Source organism: Acidovorax sp. GW821-FHT10E04 (assembly GCF_059415185.1).
The window spans coordinates 401,677-418,202 of sequence record NZ_JBWKMT010000005.1; the positions used below are offsets into that span (position 1 = coordinate 401,677).

The 16,526-nt window shown below is 68.3% G+C and carries 15 protein-coding genes; 11 read left to right on the forward strand and 4 right to left on the reverse strand.

Translation table 11 applies throughout. The features are described 5' to 3' along the window. Nucleotides 1–212: 212 nt before the first annotated feature. From AC07OC_RS18075 to AC07OC_RS18085, 3 genes are all read left to right on the forward strand, one after another. Entirely contained in the window at nt 213–1,445 is a 1,233-nt protein-coding gene (locus tag AC07OC_RS18075) for a Yip1 family protein (RefSeq protein WP_494601872.1), read from the forward strand. Between the two features lie 210 nt (nt 1,446–1,655). Then, entirely contained in the window at nt 1,656–2,216 is a 561-nt protein-coding gene (locus AC07OC_RS18080) for a DUF4166 domain-containing protein (RefSeq protein ID WP_494601873.1), read from the forward strand. Continuing rightward, nucleotides 2,213–2,602 (forward strand): thiol-disulfide oxidoreductase DCC family protein, encoded by a 390-nt coding sequence (locus AC07OC_RS18085; RefSeq protein WP_494601874.1) that lies wholly within the window; start codon nt 2,213–2,215, stop codon nt 2,600–2,602. Before AC07OC_RS18080 ends, AC07OC_RS18085 begins: the two co-directional genes overlap by 4 nt. 24 nt (nt 2,603–2,626) lie before the next feature. On the opposite strand, the gene AC07OC_RS18090 is transcribed toward AC07OC_RS18085, so the two are convergent. After that, nucleotides 2,627–3,691: an ABC transporter ATP-binding protein gene (locus AC07OC_RS18090; RefSeq protein WP_494601875.1), complete on the reverse strand. Its 1,065-nt coding sequence runs from the start codon at nt 3,689–3,691 to the stop codon at nt 2,627–2,629. A gap of 125 nt (nt 3,692–3,816) precedes the next feature. On the opposite strand from AC07OC_RS18090, the gene AC07OC_RS18095 reads away from it, so the two are divergent. Continuing rightward, nucleotides 3,817–5,451 carry an ABC transporter permease gene (locus tag AC07OC_RS18095; protein ID WP_494601876.1) on the forward strand — a complete coding sequence of 545 codons (1,635 nt, stop codon included), beginning with the start codon at nt 3,817–3,819 and terminating at the stop codon, nt 5,449–5,451. Between the two features lie 94 nt (nt 5,452–5,545). Here the strand turns inward: AC07OC_RS18095 and AC07OC_RS18100 are convergent, their stop codons facing one another. The 3 genes from AC07OC_RS18100 to AC07OC_RS18110 all read right to left on the reverse strand — a co-directional run bounded on the left by AC07OC_RS18100 (nt 5,546) and on the right by AC07OC_RS18110 (nt 8,735). Beyond that, complete coding sequence (locus tag AC07OC_RS18100) at nt 5,546–5,863, reverse strand: hypothetical protein (RefSeq protein WP_218296012.1); 318 nt, start codon at nt 5,861–5,863, stop codon at nt 5,546–5,548. Nucleotides 5,864–6,229: 366 nt separating this feature from the next. Further along, nucleotides 6,230–7,669 carry an aldehyde dehydrogenase family protein gene (locus AC07OC_RS18105; RefSeq protein WP_218296011.1) on the reverse strand — a complete coding sequence of 480 codons (1,440 nt, stop codon included), beginning with the start codon at nt 7,667–7,669 and terminating at the stop codon, nt 6,230–6,232. 337 nt (nt 7,670–8,006) lie between these two features. After that, nucleotides 8,007–8,735 (reverse strand): FadR/GntR family transcriptional regulator, encoded by a 729-nt coding sequence (locus tag AC07OC_RS18110; protein ID WP_218296010.1) that lies wholly within the window; start codon nt 8,733–8,735, stop codon nt 8,007–8,009. Between the two features lie 128 nt (nt 8,736–8,863). Here AC07OC_RS18110 and AC07OC_RS18115 point away from each other — a divergent pair, with 128 nt between their 5' ends. The 7 genes from AC07OC_RS18115 to AC07OC_RS18145 all read left to right on the forward strand — a co-directional run bounded on the left by AC07OC_RS18115 (nt 8,864) and on the right by AC07OC_RS18145 (nt 16,514). Beyond that, on the forward strand, nt 8,864–9,682 hold the full coding sequence (locus tag AC07OC_RS18115; RefSeq protein ID WP_218339658.1) for an NAD-dependent epimerase/dehydratase family protein: 819 nt from the start codon (nt 8,864–8,866) through the stop codon (nt 9,680–9,682). 8 nt (nt 9,683–9,690) lie between these two features. Next, nucleotides 9,691–10,587, forward strand: coding sequence for an SMP-30/gluconolactonase/LRE family protein (locus AC07OC_RS18120; protein ID WP_218339657.1), 897 nt, complete (start codon nt 9,691–9,693; stop codon nt 10,585–10,587). A 57-nt stretch (nt 10,588–10,644) separates the two neighbouring features. Then, nucleotides 10,645–11,622, forward strand: a complete 978-nt coding sequence (locus tag AC07OC_RS18125; protein ID WP_218339656.1) for a TRAP transporter substrate-binding protein — start codon at nt 10,645–10,647, stop codon at nt 11,620–11,622. 71 nt (nt 11,623–11,693) lie between these two features. Beyond that, nucleotides 11,694–12,182 carry a TRAP transporter small permease gene (locus tag AC07OC_RS18130; RefSeq protein WP_218339655.1) on the forward strand — a complete coding sequence of 163 codons (489 nt, stop codon included), beginning with the start codon at nt 11,694–11,696 and terminating at the stop codon, nt 12,180–12,182. Between the two features lie 217 nt (nt 12,183–12,399). Next, nucleotides 12,400–13,692, forward strand: a complete 1,293-nt coding sequence (locus AC07OC_RS18135; protein WP_218296005.1) for a TRAP transporter large permease — start codon at nt 12,400–12,402, stop codon at nt 13,690–13,692. A 45-nt stretch (nt 13,693–13,737) separates the two neighbouring features. Further along, nucleotides 13,738–15,312, forward strand: a complete 1,575-nt coding sequence (gene garD, locus AC07OC_RS18140; RefSeq protein WP_255591065.1) for a galactarate dehydratase — start codon at nt 13,738–13,740, stop codon at nt 15,310–15,312. A gap of 263 nt (nt 15,313–15,575) precedes the next feature. Further along, nucleotides 15,576–16,514, forward strand: a complete 939-nt coding sequence (locus AC07OC_RS18145) for a DMT family transporter (protein ID WP_218339653.1) — start codon at nt 15,576–15,578, stop codon at nt 16,512–16,514. Nucleotides 16,515–16,526: the final 12 nt, after the last annotated feature.

Below are 16,526 nucleotides of genomic sequence, written 5' to 3' on the forward strand. Positions count from 1 at the left end.
GGCAGCGGCGGGCGGGCCAGGCGCGCCGCTCCTCCCGCGTGCGCGGCGCGCAAGCGGGGTGGTTCTGCGGCCCAAAAACGTGCATATTCCACGTTTGCGGCGGCGACGGTGTGGCAACAGCGCCCAATTGCGGGCAATTTCCCGTATCGTCCGCGTCTTTCGGCCTGCGGCACGGCGGCAGCAGGCACCACTCACACTGCCGGGAGGGCACCATGAACCTGATTGAGCGCGCCAAGAGCATTCTTCTGCAACCCAAGGAGACCTGGGTCGCCATCGAATCCGAATCCACCGATGCGGCGACCCTGTTCACCCGCTACTACATGATCCTGGCCGCGATCCCGGTGGTCTGCGGCTTCATCGGCCTGTCGCTGATCGGCTTCGGCGGCTTTGGCGTGACCGTTCGCGTGCCCCTGGTTTCCGGCCTGGTGAACATGGTGGTGTCGTACGTGCTTAGCCTGGTGGGCGTGTTCGTGCTCGCGCTCATCATTGATGCGCTCGCCCCTGCGTTCGGGGGGCAGAAGAACCAGATCCAGGCCCTCAAGGTGGCGGTCTATGCCAGCACGGCCGCCATGCTGGGCGGGGTGTTCAGCCTGCTGCCGGCGCTGGCCATGCTGGGTTTGCTGGCGGCGCTGTATTCCATCTACCTGCTCTACACCGGCCTGCCCGTGCTGATGAAGAGCGCACCGGAGAAGTCGGTGGCATACACCGTGGTCGTCATCATCGCGGCCATCGTCATGGGCGTGGTCATCGGTGCCGTCAGCTCGGTCTTCATGCCCGGTGGCGGAAGCCTGTTCGGCGGCGCCGCGGCGCCTGCCGTCACCCTGAACACGCCCAAGGGGCAGGTGTCCATCGACACCGCCGGCCTGGAAGCTGCCGGCAAGAAGATGGAAGAAGCCGCGCGCCAGCTGGAGCAGGCCCAGAAGGGCCAGGACCCCGCCGCCATCGCGGCCGCCACCGGCAAGGCCGCAGCGGCCGCGGCGGGCGCGCTGGGGGGCGGCCAGGCCATTGCCGCGCAATCGCTCAAGGCCGCGCTGCCCGAAAGCCTGGCGGGCCTGCCGCGCACCGGCTTCGACGTGCAGGACGGCGCGGCGCTGGGCCTGCCCACCAGGCAGGCCAGCGCGCAATACGGCAGCGGCAGCAAGCAGGTCCGCCTGGAGATCACCGACATCGGCGGCCTGGGCCAGATGGCGGTGATGGCCATGGGCATGGCCCAGGGCGAGAAGGAAGACCAGATCAGCGCCGAGAAGACGTGGCAGGAGGGCGGCCGCACGCTGCACCAGCGCTACGAGAAGGACGGCAGCCATGCCGAGTTCAAGGCCATCCTGAAGAACGGGCTGGTGGTCAGCGTCGAGGGCGACCACATGGGCGTCAAGGACTTGCGGGGCATCCTGGGCCAGGTGGACCTCAATGGTCTGGAGGGCCTGCAGCGCAAGGGCAAGTCCTGACGCCCCGGCGTACGCGGCCCACGCCCCGGGCATGGGCACCGTGCCCCTGCACAGGCAAGCCGGCACGCGCCGGCTTTTTTTCGTGTCCGGGCCTGCGAAGCAACCGGTGTCCGCGCGCTAGACTGGCGGGCAGGCGCGGGCCCTGCCGGTTCGTTTCCCTTGCCGGTGCGGCCGGACGCTGCGCGCCGCCAGATCTTCCTGCCCCTTCCCATGCCTGCTCCCACCCCTGCTTCCCTGTACCAGCGCGCCATGGGCCCGGCCTTCGGGCGCCTGGCGCCTGCGCTGGCGCGGTTTCACAGCCTGTCGGGCCGGCACAGGCTTCGGGGCAAGGTGGTGGTCGAGGCTCCGGCGGGCGCGATGGGCCGCCTGCTCGCGTGGGCGCTGGGGGCGCCACTGCGCCCGGTCCAGGGCGACATCGTCTTCGAGCTGGATGCCACTCCCGGCGCCGAGGTGTGGACGCGTTGCTTCCCCGCGCGGACCATGCGCTCCACCCTGCGCGAATCCGGCGGCCGGGTGGTGGAGCATCTGGGGGCCGCGCGGCTGGGCTTCGTGCTCGATGAACAGCAGGGCCGGCTGGTCATGCGCTTGCAGCACCTGCATTTCCTGGGCATCCCTTGCCCCGCGTGGCTGCGCCCGCGCGTGGTGGCCGAGGAGACCGGGCGGGGCGATACCCTGCATTTCCACGTGCAGGCCACCATGCCGTGGGTGGGGCGGGTGGTTCACTACCGGGGCCACCTGGTCGTGCCAGCCACAGAGGGGCTTCCTCCATGATCGTGGTGTTCGACGCGCAGTGCCTGCTGTGCAACGGCTGGGTGCGGTTCCTGCTGCGGCACGACCGCGCGGGGCGCATCCGTTTCGCCTCCATGCAGGGCGCCACCGGCCGGCGGCTGCTGGCCGGCGCGGGCCTGCAGGTGGATGGGCTGCAGACCCTGCTCGTCATGGAGGATGGCCGCAGCTGGCAGCACACGGCGGCCATCCTGCGCGTGCTGCACCGCCTGGGGTGGCCCTGGCGCCTGGCCTGGTTGGGATGGCTGGTGCCCGCGCCCGTGCGCGACGCGATATACCGCCGGGTGGCGCGCAACCGCTACCGGATATGGGGGCGCTCCGAGACCTGCCTGGTGCCCGTGCCCGGGATGGCCGCACGGTTCCTGGACTGACGCGGCATCGGGCCGCGCACGCCGTCACTCGCGGGGAAAGGTCACCACATGGTCCACCTGCGCGCGGATGCCGATCCATTCGCCCAGGGCGTGGTCGTGGTGGCTGGGCACGTGGGCCAGCATGGTCTGGCCGCTGGCCAGGCGCAGCGTGTAGAGGAATTCGGCGCCCCGGAACGACTTGCGCACGATCTGCGCCTGCACCGGCGCATCGTCGTCGTGCACGATGTCGTCGGCGCGCAGCAGCACATCGCATTCGCCGCCGGGGTAGCTGGCGGGCAGGGGGCATTCGTCCAGGTCGGTCAGTTCGCCCAGGGGCGTTTGCGCCACCACGTTGTTGCCGCGCTGCACCAGCGTGGCGGGGGCGAACACGCCGTGCCCGATGAAGTCGGCCACGAAGCGCGTGGCGGGGCGGTGGTACAGGGTGTACGCGTCGTCCCACTGGTGCAGGCGGCCCTCGTGCATCACGCCGATCACATCGCCGATGGCAAAGGCCTCGAACTGGTCGTGCGTGACGAACAGCGCCGTGGCGCCCGCGGCCTTGAGGATGCCGCGCACCTCGTGCGCGAGGCGCTCGCGCAGGTCCACGTCGAGGTTGGAGAAGGGCTCGTCCAGCAGCATGAGCTGCGGGCGCGGCGCCAGGGCGCGTGCCAGCGCCACGCGCTGTTGCTGGCCTCCGGAGAGTTCGTGCGGAAAGCGGTTCTCGCTGCCTTCCAGCCCCACCAGCTGAAGCACCTCGGTCACGCGCGCGGCCTGCTCGGCCCGGGGCAGCGCGTGGATGCCGAACGCCACGTTGCGGCCCACCGACAGGTGCGGAAACAGGGCGTAGTCCTGGAACACCATGCCGATGCGCCGCAGTTCGGGCGGCACGCTCAGCGCGGCACTGCTCACGAGGCCCTTGGTCAGCCGGATTTCGCCGCCGCTCACCGGCTCCAGCCCCGCCACCGCGCGCAGCAGCGTCGTCTTGCCGCAGCCCGAGGGGCCGATCAGCACGCCGATATCGCCTGCGTGCAGGCCCAGCGTGACACCTTGCACCGCGGCCTGCGCACGGCCCGCATAGCGCACTTCGAGTTGGGAGACCTCAAGAAACATGTCTGCATTTTATGGGGTAGGGGAGTGAATGCTTAAAATTCGCATTTGCATTCCTGAGCGTTGCCCGGTTGCCGTCCGTGCGGGTGTGCGTTTTCTTCCCACCCCCTCTGCCGAGCTCCCGCCCCTTGCGTCGCACGCCCTTCGCCTTTCGCACCATTCCCCTGGTCCTGTTCGCAGGCTTTCTGGCGTTGCCCGTGCTGGCGGTGCTGGCCTCGTGGTTTCCGTTCTCGCCCTCGGGCCAGGGCGACGCCCAGGCCGGGGCCATCCTGCGCGAGATGGCCGCCACCGTGCTGCCCGGCTATGTGTGGACCACATTGCAGCTGAGCGTGATGGTAGCGCTGGGCGCCGCCATCGTGGGCACCAGCGCCGCGGCGGCCGTGACGCTGTTCGACTTTCCCGGCCGCCGCACCCTGGAGTGGCTGCTGCTGCTGCCGCTGGCCATGCCCGCCTATGTGACGGCCTACGCGTACACCGACTTCCTGCAGTTCAGCGGCCCCCTGCAGGTGGGCCTGCGCAGCACCTTTGGCCTCGAAGGCCGCCTCCTGCCCGAAGTGCGCAGCCTGGGCGGCGCGGTGTGGGTGTTCATCTTCTCGCTGTACCCGTATGTCTACCTGCTGGCGCGCACGGCGCTGGGCGAGCGTGCCGCGCACCTCATGGAGGCCGCGCGCCTGCTGGGCGCGCCGCTGCCGCGCCGCATCCGCGCGGTGGCCCTGCCGCTGGCGCGCCCCGCCGTCGCCGCCGGCGTGGCGCTGGTGCTGATGGAAACCCTGGCCGACTTCGGCGTGGCGAGCTATTTCGGCATCCAGACCTTCACCACCGGCATCTACAAGGCCTGGCTGTCCATGGACAACCGCCTGGCGGCCGCGCAACTGGCCACCATGCTGCTGGTGGTGGTGATGGTGCTGCTGCACATGGAGCACCGTGCGCAAAAGCGCATGCGTTTTGCCACCGGCGGCGGGCGAGCGGGCTCGGCCGAGGCGCAGCCCCTGGCGCTGCGCGGAGCGCGCCGCTGGGCGGCATGGGCGGTCTGCACGGTGCCGGTGGTCATGGGTTTCGTGGCGCCAGTGGCCTTCATGCTGCGGCCGCTGGCGGCCGACTGGTCGGTGCTGCCGTGGGAGCGCTTCATGGAATGGGCCTGGCACAGCGTGCGCCTGGGCGGCATCACGGCCGCGCTGGCGGTGGCCATCGCGCTGGCGCTGGCCTTTGCGGTGCGCCGCCAGCCCGACCCCGTCACGCGCGGCGTGGTGCAGCTGGCCAGCGTCGGCTATGCGGTGCCGGGCGCCGTCATCGTGGTGGGCCTGCTGCTGCCCGTGGGCTGGCTGCAGGCGGCCATGCCGCAGTGGGGCGTGGGCGCGCTCGTCACCGCCACGGCGTTTGGCATCGTCTGGGCCTACCTCGTGCGGTTCTGCGCGGTGGCCCTGCAGTCCATGCAGAGCGGCTACGCGCGCATTCCGCTCAGCCTGGACGACTCGGCCCGCATGCTGGGTGTCGGCAGCCGCGGGCTGCTGGCGCGCGTGCACTGGCCGCTGCTCAAGCGTTCCACCGCCGCCGCCGCGCTGCTGGTGTTCGTGGACGTGATGAAGGAGCTGCCCGCCACGATGGTGCTGCGCCCCTTCAACAGCGACACCCTCGCCGTGGTGGCCTACCAGCTGGCGCGCGACGAGCGGCTGGGCGAGGCGGCCTTGCCGTCGCTGGCGCTGGTGGCGGTGGGGCTGGTTCCCGTGATTTTGCTCAGCCGCACCCTGCGCAGCCGGGCCTGAGACCGTCAGCATGTTCCGGTCATCTGCGCAATGAACAAAGCCGCCCGAGGGCGGCTTTGTTCATGGGGCCTGTGAGCAGTGCCCGGGCGCTCGTTCATTCGCTCCAGTCGGCGTGCTTCTCGCACAGCTTGTTGGTTTCCTTGCCCTTGCGGGTTTCGGAGAAGGTCACCAGGTTGCCCTTGAAGTCCTCGGGCGTTTCGTTCCACATGCAGGTGCACCACGCCTGGGCCTTGGTCTGGCCCTTGATGGGGCTGGCTTCGTTGCCGCCCTGGTAGACCTTGGCGGAATGGCTCAGGCACTGGCGAAACTGCGCGTCGCCCGCGGGTGGGCGGTTGTAGTCATCTGCGGCGTGCACCGCGCTGCTGGCCGAAAGAACAAGGGCCAGGGCGGCGAAGAGGGGGGAGATTTTCATGGCGCAGATTCCCCGTGCGGGGGATGAAGAAGAGAGGGCAGGGATGGACACTGCCGCCCGTGAAACAAGGCGGCATCGTCAGTGTAACCATTGGATACATTTTTGGAGTCCGCCCTGCGGCTTTATCTTTGCCGGGCCCTGCCGCGTGGCGGCTCGCGGACGGTGGGCGTGCCGCCCCTGGCATGTTCTCGCTCCCGGTTGCCGGGCACACCACCACCAGCATAGGCATTGGTTGCTATCAATAGAATAGCTGTCGGCGTTTTACCCATGAGCGCTTGCGAGCCATTTTGCTCAAAACCCGGCGGGTGGTGCGCCGTGCCCGCGCACCACCGTCCGCAGGGCCGGTGATGCGGGAAGGCCCCCGGTTCAGGCCTGCGTGTAGGCGGTCTTCACCGTCGTGTAGAACTCGGCGGCGTAGCGGCCCTGCTCGCGCGGGCCGTAGCTGCTGCTCTTGCGGCCGCCGAAGGGCACGTGGTAGTCCACGCCCGCCGTGGGCAGGTTCACCATCACCATGCCGGCTTGCGCGTGGCGCTTGAAGTGCGTGGCGTGCTTGAGGCTGGTGGTGGCGATGCCGCTGGCCAGGCCGAAGGGCGTGTCGTTGGCCAGGGCCAGCGCTTCGTCGTAGTTCTTCGCGCGCAACACGCTCACCACGGGGCCGAAGATCTCTTCGCGGTTGATGCGCATGCCAGGCGTGGTCTCGGTGAACAGGGCCGGGCGCAGGTAGAAGCCGGGTGCGCCGTCGGCGTTCTTCTCCAGGGCCTCGCCGCCGTAGGCGAGCTTGGCCCCCTCCTGCCGGCCGATGCCGATGTATTCCAGGTCCTGCGCCAGCTGGCGGTCGTCCACCACGGGGCCGATGTCGGTGCCGGCCTTGCGCGCGTCGTCCACCTTCAGGGTCTTCATCTTCTCGACCATGGCGGCCACGAAACGGTCGTGGATGCCCTCGGTCACGATCACGCGGCTGCTGGCGGTGCAGCGCTGGCCGGTGGAGAAGAAGCCGCTGTTCACCGCAGCGCCCACGGCCACGGCCAGGTCGGCGTCGTCCAGTACCACGAAGGGGTTCTTGCCGCCCATCTCCAGTTGCACCTTGGCGCCGCGCGGCACGCAGGCCGCCGCCACGCGCTGGCCCGTGCCCACCGATCCGGTGAAGCTCACGCCCGCGATGCGCTCATCTTCCAGCAGCACCTGGCCCACGTCCGAGCCGCGGCCCATCACCAGATTGAACACGCCGGCCGGCAGGCCCGCGCGGTGCAGGATGTCGGCCAGCGCCCAGGCGGAGCCGGGCACCACTTCGGCGGGCTTGAACACCACGCAGTTGCCATAGGCCAGTGCCGGGGCGATCTTCCAGGCCGGGATGGCGATGGGGAAGTTCCACGGCGTGATGATGCCGATCACCCCCAGGGGCTCGCGCGTGATCTCGATGCCCACGCCGGGGCGCACGGACGGCATCACTTCGCCACCGGGGCGCAGCGCCTCGCCGGCGAAGAACTTGAAGATGGCGGCCGCGCGGCCCACTTCGCCAATCGCCTCGGGCAGGGTCTTGCCTTCTTCGCGTGCCAGCAGGTCACCGAGCTCGGCCTTGCGGGCGATGATCTCGTTGCCCACCGCGTCCAGGATGTCAAAACGCTGCTGGGGCGTGGACACGCTCCAGGCCGGGAAGGCCGCGTGGGCTGCCGACACGGCCTCCAGCGCCTGCTCGCGACTGGCCACGGCGTAGTCGCCGATCACGTCGCGGGTGTCCGAGGGGTTGGTGTTGCTATAGGTGCGGACGCCGTCTGTCCAGGCGCCGCCGATCAGGTTTGCATGCATGGCTGTGGTGGGTTGGTGAGTGAAGTGAAAAGGGTGTGCGGAAGGCAGTGCCTGCCCTCGGCGGAATGCCGCGCCGCGCCCAGGGCCCGTGGCGGGGCGCCGACGGGCTGTGGCTGCGCAGCGTACCGCAAGGCCGGGTGGCGGTGGCGCGGCGCGGGCAGCTCGCCCGCAGGTGCCCGCCGCCATCTGCCGTCGTGCGGCAAACGGGCTTGAAAGCCTTGTTGTATGTCATCGTACAACATTTGAGACCTCTCAGACCTGCGGGTTAGTACTGATGAGACAACCGGATACTTCGCATCAGACAGGCGAGAGGGCCGATGCCCACGGCGCGGGCGCGTCAACTCGCCTCGGCCTGCGCGCGCCGCCTGCGCTCGCGGCTGTTGGCCAGATGGGTGCGCATGGCGGCCCGCGCGGCGTCGGGGTCCTGGCCCACGATGGCGTCGTAGATGCTTTCGTGTTCGCCATTGACGCGGCGCAGGTACTGGCGCCGTTCATCGTCCCCCGAATCCGGTGAGGCCAGCCGCGCGCGCGGGATGATCATGCTGCCCAGCGTGCCCATCAGTTCGGCGAAATGGCTGTTCTGCGTGGCGCGCGCAATTTCCAGGTGGAACTGGAAATCCGCCGCCACCGCGTCGCGGCCGGCATCCACGGCGGCGGCCACCGCATCAAGCGCCTCGCGCATGGCCTTCAGGTTGGCCTCGGTGCGGCGCTGGGCGGCCAATGCGGCCGCCTCGGTTTCCACGCCGATGCGCAGCTCCAGCACCGCGATCACGTCGCGCAGCGTGCTGAACTGGTCGGGGGTGATCTTGAAGCCCGGTGCCTGCCCCAGCCCCAGCACAAAGGTGCCGATGCCGTGCCGTGTTTCCACCAGGCCGGAGGCCTGCAGCTTGGAAATCGCCTCGCGCACGACGGTGCGGCTGACGCTGAACTCGGCCATGATGGCCGCTTCGGTGGGGAGCTTGTCGCCCAGTGCCAGGCTGCCATCGCGGATGCGGTCCCCCAGGGAATCGACCAGTTCCAGGGCCAGGGTGCGAGGCTTGCGGCGAAGCGCGGTATCGGTGTTCATCTCTTGGTGTTATCCCTATGTGGCGCCGTGGGGAGAAGCAGTACATTGCATTTTTGTTGTACGACAACTGATGACGTTCAACAGAATCTGTTGCCACTGTACCAAGAACCCCCGCCTTTGTAACCGCCATGCCTTGCCATCCCACCGCCATCCGTTTCCAACGCTTGTTACTGACCGGGGCGGCCGGGGGGCTGGGGCGCGAGCTGCGCACGCGCCTGAAGGCCTACTGCGGCACCTTGCGCCTGTCCGACGTGGCCGACCTGGGCCAGGAAGGCGCGGGGGAAGAGGTGCGCCCCGCGCGGCTGGAGGATGCCGGTGCCATGCTCGCGCTGCTGGAGGGGGTCGATGCCGTGGTGCACCTGGGCGGCGTGTCCACCGAACAGCCCTGGGAGCCGATCCTGCAGGCCAACATCATCGGTGCCTACAACCTGTATGAGGCGGCGCGCAAGCAGGGCGTCAAGCGGGTGGTGTTCGCCAGTTCCAACCACGTCACCGGCTTCTACCGGCAAGACGAGGTGGTGGGCCTCAAGGACCCGGCCCGGCCCGACGGCCTGTACGGCCTGTCCAAGGCGTTTGGCGAAGACCTCTCCCGTTTTTACTTCGACCGCCATGGCATCGAGACGGTGTGCCTGCGCATCGGCTCCTCGTTCCCGGAACCCCGCAACCGCCGGATGCTCGCCACCTGGATGAGCTATGACGACCTGGAGCGCCTGGTGGTCGCCAGCCTGACCGCTCCGGTGGTGGGCCACAGCACCATCTACGGCATGGGCGACAACACCACCACCTGGTGGGACAACACGCTGGCGCGCCACATCGGCTACCGGCCGCAGGACAGCTCCGAGCCCTTCCGCGCCAAGGTCGAGGCGGCCGACCCGCACCCCGACCTGACCGACCCCGCCGTGATCTACCAGGGCGGCCCGTTCGTGCGCACGGGTCCCTTCGAATGAGCGCCCCGATGACGCCCCCCGTGGACCTGCTGCTGCCCGACCACCGCGACCAGGTGGGCGAAAGCCCCGTCTGGAACCCCGCCGAGCAGGCGCTCTACTGGGTGGACATCGAAGGCCGCCAGCTGCACCGCTGGACCTATGCGGACCAGCGCGTGCAAAGCTGGGAGACGGTGGAGCGCCCCGCCTGCATCGCGCTGCATGCGGCCGGCGGGCTGATCGCAGGCATGGACACGGGCGTCTTTCACCTGCAGCCCCAAGTGGGAGGCACCCTGGCCGCCACCCTGCTGGCCGGCGTGGACCACCCCCGGCCCGGCATGCGCTTCAACGACGGCCGCTGCGACCGCCAGGGCCGCTTCTGGGCGGGCACCATGGTGCGCGACATGTCGCTGGCGCAGGCCGCGGGCAGCCTGTACCGCATGGACGGACAGCGCGGCCTGTCGGCACCGCAGGTGCAGGGACTGGTCACGCAGAACGGCCTGGGCTTCAGCCCCGACGGCAAGACCCTGTACCTGAGCGACAGCCACCCGAGCGTGCAGCAGATCTGGCAGCTGCCATTGCACGACGATGGGTCCCTGGGCGAACGCTCGCTGTTCGTGGACATGCGCGATCTGCCCGGCCGGCCCGACGGCGGCGCGGTGGATGCCGACGGCTGCTACTGGATCTGCGGCAACGACGCTGGCGTGGTGCACCGCTTCACGCCCGACGGCCGGCTGGACCGGTCCATCGCCGTGCCCACCAGCAAGCCCTCGATGTGCAGCTTCGGCGGCCCGGGGCTGGACGTGCTGTTCATCACCTCCATCCGCCCCGGGCAGCCCCAGGGCGACGACGTGGCGCTGGGCGGCGCCATTTTTGCCACCCGCCCCGGCGTGGCGGGGTTGCCGGAAACACCCTATCGGAGCGCCTGAAGACAACAGGCTTCGGAACTCTCCCCCATTCACAACACTTCAACCCAGGAGACAACCATGAAAATTCCCCAATTGATGGGCCGCGTGGCGTTTGCCGCCAGCATCGTGCTCGGCGGCCTCACCGCGCAGGCCACGGAATTCCGCTCGTCGGACATCCACCCCGAGGACTACCCCACCGTGCTGGCCGTGCGCCACATGGGCGAGACGCTGTCCAAGGCCACGGGCGGCAAGCACGGCATCAAGGTGTACGCCAAGGGCTCCCTGGGCATCGAGAAGGACACCATCGAGCAGACCAAGCTGGGCGCCATCGCCATGACGCGCGTGAACGTCGCGCCCATGAACAACATCTGCCCCGCCACCATGGTGCCCACCATGCCCTTCCTGTTCCGCGACAAGGAACACATGCGCAAGGTGCTCGATGGCGCCATCGGCGACGAGATCCTGAAGGACTGCGAATCGCAGGGCTTCGTGGGCCTGGCCTTCTACGACAGCGGCGCGCGCTCGATCTACACCGTGAAGAAGCCCGTCAAGACCCTGGCCGACGTCAAGGGCCTGAAGGTGCGCGTGCAGCAGAGCGACCTGTGGGTGTCCCTGCTCGAGGCCATGGGCGCCAACGCCACCCCCATGCCCTTCGGCGAGGTCTACACCGCGCTCAAGACCGGCCTGGTGGACGCCGCCGAAAACAACTACCCCAGCTACGAAAGCTCGCGCCACTTCGAAGTGGCCAAGTACTTCAACAAGACCGAGCACTCGATGGCGCCCGAGATCCTGCTGTTCAGCAAGCGCGTGTGGGACACGCTGAGCGCCGACGACCAGAAGGCCATCCGCGCCGCCGCCAAGGAATCGGTGGGCTTCATGCGCAAGATCTGGGACGAGCGTGAAGAAAAGTCCCTGGCCACCGTCAAGGCCGGCGGCGCACAGATCGTGGAGATCGACAAGGCGGCCTTCAAGACCGCGATGAAGCCGGTGTATGACAAGTTCCTGAAGGACCCCAAGCTCCAGGACATGGTCAAGCGCATCGACGCGGTGCAGTAATCCTGGCGTTCCATGCCGCAGGGCCGTGCGTCCTGTGGCGGGTCCCTCCTTCCGTCTTCTGAATGTTCTCTATGTACACGCGTCTTTGCGCCTTCATCGCGCGCTCTTGTCTGCAACTGGGGGCGGCGGGGCTGGTGCTGCTGGTCTGCGCCGTGCTTTACCAGGTCATCGGCCGCTACATCTTCAACAACACGCCGACCTGGGCCGAAAGCGGCGCGGTGCTGCTGGTGTTGTACGTCACCATGCTGGGCATGGCGGTGGGTGTGCGTGACGCGGGCCATATCGGCCTCGAATCGTTCCTGGTACTGGCGCCCGACTGGCTGCGCCACAAGCTGGAAATCGTGATCCACGTGCTGGTGCTGGTCTTCGGCGTGGTCATGGCCTGGAACTGCGGCGTGCTGGCCGAGTCCGTGGCGCCCTACAAGATTCCCACGCTCGGCATCTCCGAAGCGTTCAAGTACGTTCCCCCCGCGCTCGCTGGCGTGCTGGTGGCGATGTTCTCCCTGGAGCACATCATTGCCCTGGTCCGCGGGACAGAGGTCGAGCCCGCCTGGCATTGAGATGAAGCACACCCCCCTGAGCGCTTTCAGCGCTTCCCCCCGCTCTCGCATGGCTGCGCCACGCGAGCAGGGGGACGCAGCCCTCGCGGCGGGGCGGCCCTGGCTCGGCTGCCCTGGCCTGGGTCACGCCCGCCGCATGCGGAGCGCCCCGGGGACGATCGAAGCAATCCCTGCGTACCGCCCAGCACCCTAACGTTCCTGTAAAGATTCCACCATCATGGCGTTGACCATTCTGTGCGTGACCTTCACGCTCCTGCTGCTGCTGGGCGTGCCCGTGGCGTTTTCCATCGGCCTGTCGTCGCTGGCCACCATCCTGTATGAAGGCCTGCCGCTGGCCGTGGGCTTCCAGCAGATGATTTCGGGCATGAATCCGTTTTCGTTCCTGGCGATCCCGTTCTTCATCTTCGCGGGCGAGATCATGATGTACGGCGGCATCGCCGACCGCATCGTGGACTTTGCCAAGAGCGTGGCCGGCCATGTGCGCGGCGGTCTGGGCATGAGCAATGTGCTCGCCTGCACGCTGTTCGGCGGTGTGTCGGGTTCGCCCGTGGCCGACGTGTCCGCCATGGGCGCCGTGCTCATCCCGCAGATGAAGAAAGAGGGCTACCACGCTGACTACGCGGTGAACGTGACCACGCACGCCTCGCTGGTGGGCGCGCTCATGCCCACGTCGCACAACCTGATCATCTTCACCTTGGCCGCCGGCGGCAAGGTGAGCATCGCGGCGCTGATCCTCGCGGGCATCGTGCCGGCGCTGCTGCTCACGGTGTGCAATCTGCTGGCGGCCTACCTGGTGGCCGTCAAGCGCGGCTACCCTGCGGGCACCTTCCCCGGCTGGGAGATCGTGTGGATCTCCTTCAGAGCGTCAGTCCCCGGGCTGGCGGTGGTGGTCATCATCATCGCGGGCATTCTGTCGGGGGCGTTCACGGCCACCGAATCAGCCTCGGTGGCCGTGGTGTGGGCCCTGGTGCTGTCGGTCTTCGTCTACAAGAAGCTCACGCGCGAACAGTTCCTCAAGGCCGCCTCCAAGGCCGTCAAGACCACGGGCACCGTGCTGCTGCTGATCGGCATCTCGTCCATGTTCGGCTACCTGATCGGCCTGTACGGCGTGGCCGAGCTGACGGGCGATGCGCTCAAGTCCATGAGCACCTCGCCCTGGGTGATCTTCCTGTGCGTGAACATCATCCTGTTCGTGCTCGGCACCTTCCTGGACATGGCGGCCACCATCCTCATCTGCACGCCCATCTTCCTGCCCATCTGCCAGCAATTCGGCATGACCACCGAGCAGTTCGGCATCGTCATGCTCATCAACTGCGCGCTGGGCCTGAACACGCCGCCGGTGGGTACCACGCAGTTTATCGGCTGCACCATCGGCGGCATCTCCGTGGGCGAGGTGATGAAGACCATCTGGCCGTTCTACAGCGCACTCATCGTGGCGCTGATGCTGGTGACCTACGTGCCACAGTTTTCGATGTGGTTGCCGGACCTGGTGCTGAAGGCCGGTGGATGAGCACGGCCGTGCAAAACACGAAGCGGACATGAAGTGAACGACCCGATGCGAGAACCCCTCACCATCCGCATGCACGCGGACGACAACGTCGCCATCGTCGCCAACGACGGTGGCCTGCCCGCAGGCACGGTGCTGCCCGAGGGCGTGCCGGGCGCGGGCGTCACCCTGCGCGACAAGGTGCCCCAAGGCCACAAGGTGGCGTTGACGGACATGGCCGAAGGGGAGGTGGTGCGCCGCTACAACGTGCCCATCGGCTACGCGCTCAAGCCCATCCCGGCAGGCAGCTGGGTGCACGAGCGCCTGCTGCAGATGCCTTCGGCCCGCGCGCTCGAAGGTCTGCCCATGGCCACCGTGAAGCCGCCCGTGCTCGAACCGCTCACGGGCTACACCTTCGAGGGCTACCGCAACGCAGACGGCTCGGTGGGCACGCGCAACATCCTGGCCATCACCACCACCGTGCAGTGTGTGGCGGGGGTCGTGGCCCTGGCGGTGCGCCGCATCAAGGCGGAGCTGCTGCCGCTGTACCCGCAGGTGGATGACGTGATCGGCCTGGAGCACACCTATGGCTGCGGCGTGGCCATCGATGCGCCCGACGCCATCATCCCCATCCGCACCCTGCGCAACATCAGCCTCAATCCCAACTTTGGGGGTGAGGTCATGGTGGTGAGCCTGGGCTGCGAAAAGCTTCAGCCCGACCGCCTGTTGCCCCCGGGCAGCTTTCCCATCACCGACGAGCGTGATGCGGCGCTGGGCCCGGAGACCGTGTGCCTGCAGGCCGAAGAGCATGTGGGCTTCATGTCCATGCTCGACCACATCGTGCAAAGCGCGCGCCCGCACCTCACACGGCTGAACGCCCGCCGCCGCGAGACCATCCCCGCCAGCGAGCTGGTGCTGGGCGTGCAGTGTGGTGGCAGCGATGCGTTCTCGGGCGTCACCGCCAACCCGGCCGTGGGCTTTTGCGCCGACCTGCTGGTGCGCGCCGGCGCCACCGTGATGTTCAGTGAAAACACCGAGGTGCGCGATGCCGTGGAGCAGCTCACCAGCCGCGCCGCCACGCCCGAAGTGGCCCAGTCCATCGTGCGCGAACTGGGCTGGTACGACCAGTACCTCGACCGGGGCCGCGTGGACCGCGCCGCCAACACCACGCCGGGCAACAAGGCCGGTGGCTTGTCCAACATCGCCGAAAAGGCCATGGGCTCCATCATCAAGAGCGGCACTGCTCCGATCTCGCACGTGCTGGCCCCGGGCGAGAAGCTGCACCGTGACCAGCGCGGCCTGGTGTACGCCGCCACGCCCGCCAGCGACTTCATCTGCGGCACGCTGCAGCTGGCCGCTGGCATGAACCTGCACGTGTTCACCACCGGCCGGGGCACGCCCTACGGCCTGGCCGAATGCCCCGTGGTCAAGGTGGCCACGCGCACCGACCTGGCCCGCCGCTGGAATGACCTGATGGACATCAACGCCGGCAAGATCGCCGACGGCGAGGCCAGCATTGAAGACCTGGGCTGGGAGATGTTCCACCTGCTGCTCGACGTGGCCAGCGGCCGCAAGAAGACCTGGGCCGAGCAGTGGAAGCTGCACAACGCGCTGGTGCTGTTCAACCCCGCGCCGGTGACTTGAAGTGACACCCCCTGAGTCGCTTCGCGCCTTCCCCGTCTCTCTACGCGCTGCGCGCTACGGGAGTGGGACGCAGCCAGCGCGGCGGGGCGGCCCTTGCGCGGCTGCCCTCGCCTGGGCTGCGCCCTTTGCATGCGTTGGGGGTGGTGCGTAGCGCAATGGATAGCAGAAACCGTGGTCTTGCAGTTTGCGTCCTGGAGCTGCGAGCCTCCTCCCACACAGCCCGTCCTTGCACGGGCTGTGTCACTAGAGAGAGCTGAACTCACATGGGTCACACCCGTTTTTCCGACCGCAAGGTCCTGGTGGCGCTGGCGCTGCTGTGCTGCCTGCTCTGGGGCAGCTCCTATCCCGCCATCAAGACCGGCTACGCCTGGTTCGGCATTGCCAGGAGCGACATTCCCTCGCAGCTGGTGTTCGCCGGCTGGCGCTTTCTGGGGGCGGGGCTCATCTTGCTGGCCTGGGCGCTGGCGCAGCGCAAGCCCATCGTGAACCTGGGGGCGGGCAGCGCACGCCAGCTGGTGGTGCTGGGTCTGTCCCAGACCACGCTGCAGTACGTGTTCTTCTACGTGGGGCTGGCCTACACCACGGGGGTCAAGGGCTCCATCATGAATGCCACCGGCACCTTCTTCAGCGTGCTGCTGGCGCACTGGGTCTATCACAACGACCGCCTGAGCCACGCCAAGCTCTGGGGCTGCGTGGTGGGCTTCGTGGGCGTGATGGTGGTGAACCTGGGGCGCGGCACGCTGGACATGGACTTCACGCTGCTGGGCGAAGGCTTTGTGGTGATCGCTGCCTTGGTGCTGGCTGCCGCCAGCATCTACGGTAAACAGGTTTCGCAGCGCATGGATTCGGTGGTGATGACCGGCTGGCAACTGGGCCTGGGTGGCGTGGCGCTGCTGGCCATCGGCTGGGGTCTGGGCGGGTCGCTCACGGGCTTCACGTGGGGCTCCACCGCGCTGCTGGTGTACCTGGCGCTGTTGTCGTCGGCCGCGTTCTCGCTGTGGAGCATCCTGCTCAAACACAACCGCGTGAGCCAGGTCACGGTGTTCAACTTCACCGTGCCGATCTTTGGCGCGGCGCTGTCGGCGCTGTTCCTGGGCGAGGCGCTGTGGGAGTGGAAGAACCTGCTGGCCCTGGTGCTGGTGTGCGCGGGCATCTGGCTGGTGACGCGCGATGCGCCAGCCGCGCCACCCGCCGCCAAATAGAGGCCCCCTAAA

Bases quoted from the DNA above. Each gene is read 5' to 3' on its own strand.
- AC07OC_RS18075 (WP_494601872.1), top strand. From the start codon at position 213: ATGAACCTGATTGAGCGCGCCAAGAGCATTCTTCTGCAACCCAAGGAG.
- AC07OC_RS18080 (WP_494601873.1), top strand. From the start codon at position 1,656: ATGCCTGCTCCCACCCCTGCTTCCCTGTACCAGCGCGCCATGGGCCCG.
- AC07OC_RS18085 (WP_494601874.1), top strand. From the start codon at position 2,213: ATGATCGTGGTGTTCGACGCGCAGTGCCTGCTGTGCAACGGCTGGGTG.
- AC07OC_RS18090 (WP_494601875.1), bottom strand. From the start codon at position 3,691: ATGTTTCTTGAGGTCTCCCAACTCGAAGTGCGCTATGCGGGCCGTGCG.
- AC07OC_RS18100 (WP_218296012.1), bottom strand. From the start codon at position 5,863: ATGAAAATCTCCCCCCTCTTCGCCGCCCTGGCCCTTGTTCTTTCGGCC.
- AC07OC_RS18105 (WP_218296011.1), bottom strand. From the start codon at position 7,669: ATGCATGCAAACCTGATCGGCGGCGCCTGGACAGACGGCGTCCGCACC.
- AC07OC_RS18110 (WP_218296010.1), bottom strand. From the start codon at position 8,735: ATGAACACCGATACCGCGCTTCGCCGCAAGCCTCGCACCCTGGCCCTG.
- AC07OC_RS18115 (WP_218339658.1), top strand. From the start codon at position 8,864: ATGCCTTGCCATCCCACCGCCATCCGTTTCCAACGCTTGTTACTGACC.
- AC07OC_RS18120 (WP_218339657.1), top strand. From the start codon at position 9,691: ATGACGCCCCCCGTGGACCTGCTGCTGCCCGACCACCGCGACCAGGTG.
- AC07OC_RS18125 (WP_218339656.1), top strand. From the start codon at position 10,645: ATGAAAATTCCCCAATTGATGGGCCGCGTGGCGTTTGCCGCCAGCATC.
- AC07OC_RS18130 (WP_218339655.1), top strand. From the start codon at position 11,694: ATGTACACGCGTCTTTGCGCCTTCATCGCGCGCTCTTGTCTGCAACTG.
- AC07OC_RS18135 (WP_218296005.1), top strand. From the start codon at position 12,400: ATGGCGTTGACCATTCTGTGCGTGACCTTCACGCTCCTGCTGCTGCTG.
- garD (WP_255591065.1), top strand. From the start codon at position 13,738: ATGCGAGAACCCCTCACCATCCGCATGCACGCGGACGACAACGTCGCC.
- AC07OC_RS18145 (WP_218339653.1), top strand. From the start codon at position 15,576: ATGGGTCACACCCGTTTTTCCGACCGCAAGGTCCTGGTGGCGCTGGCG.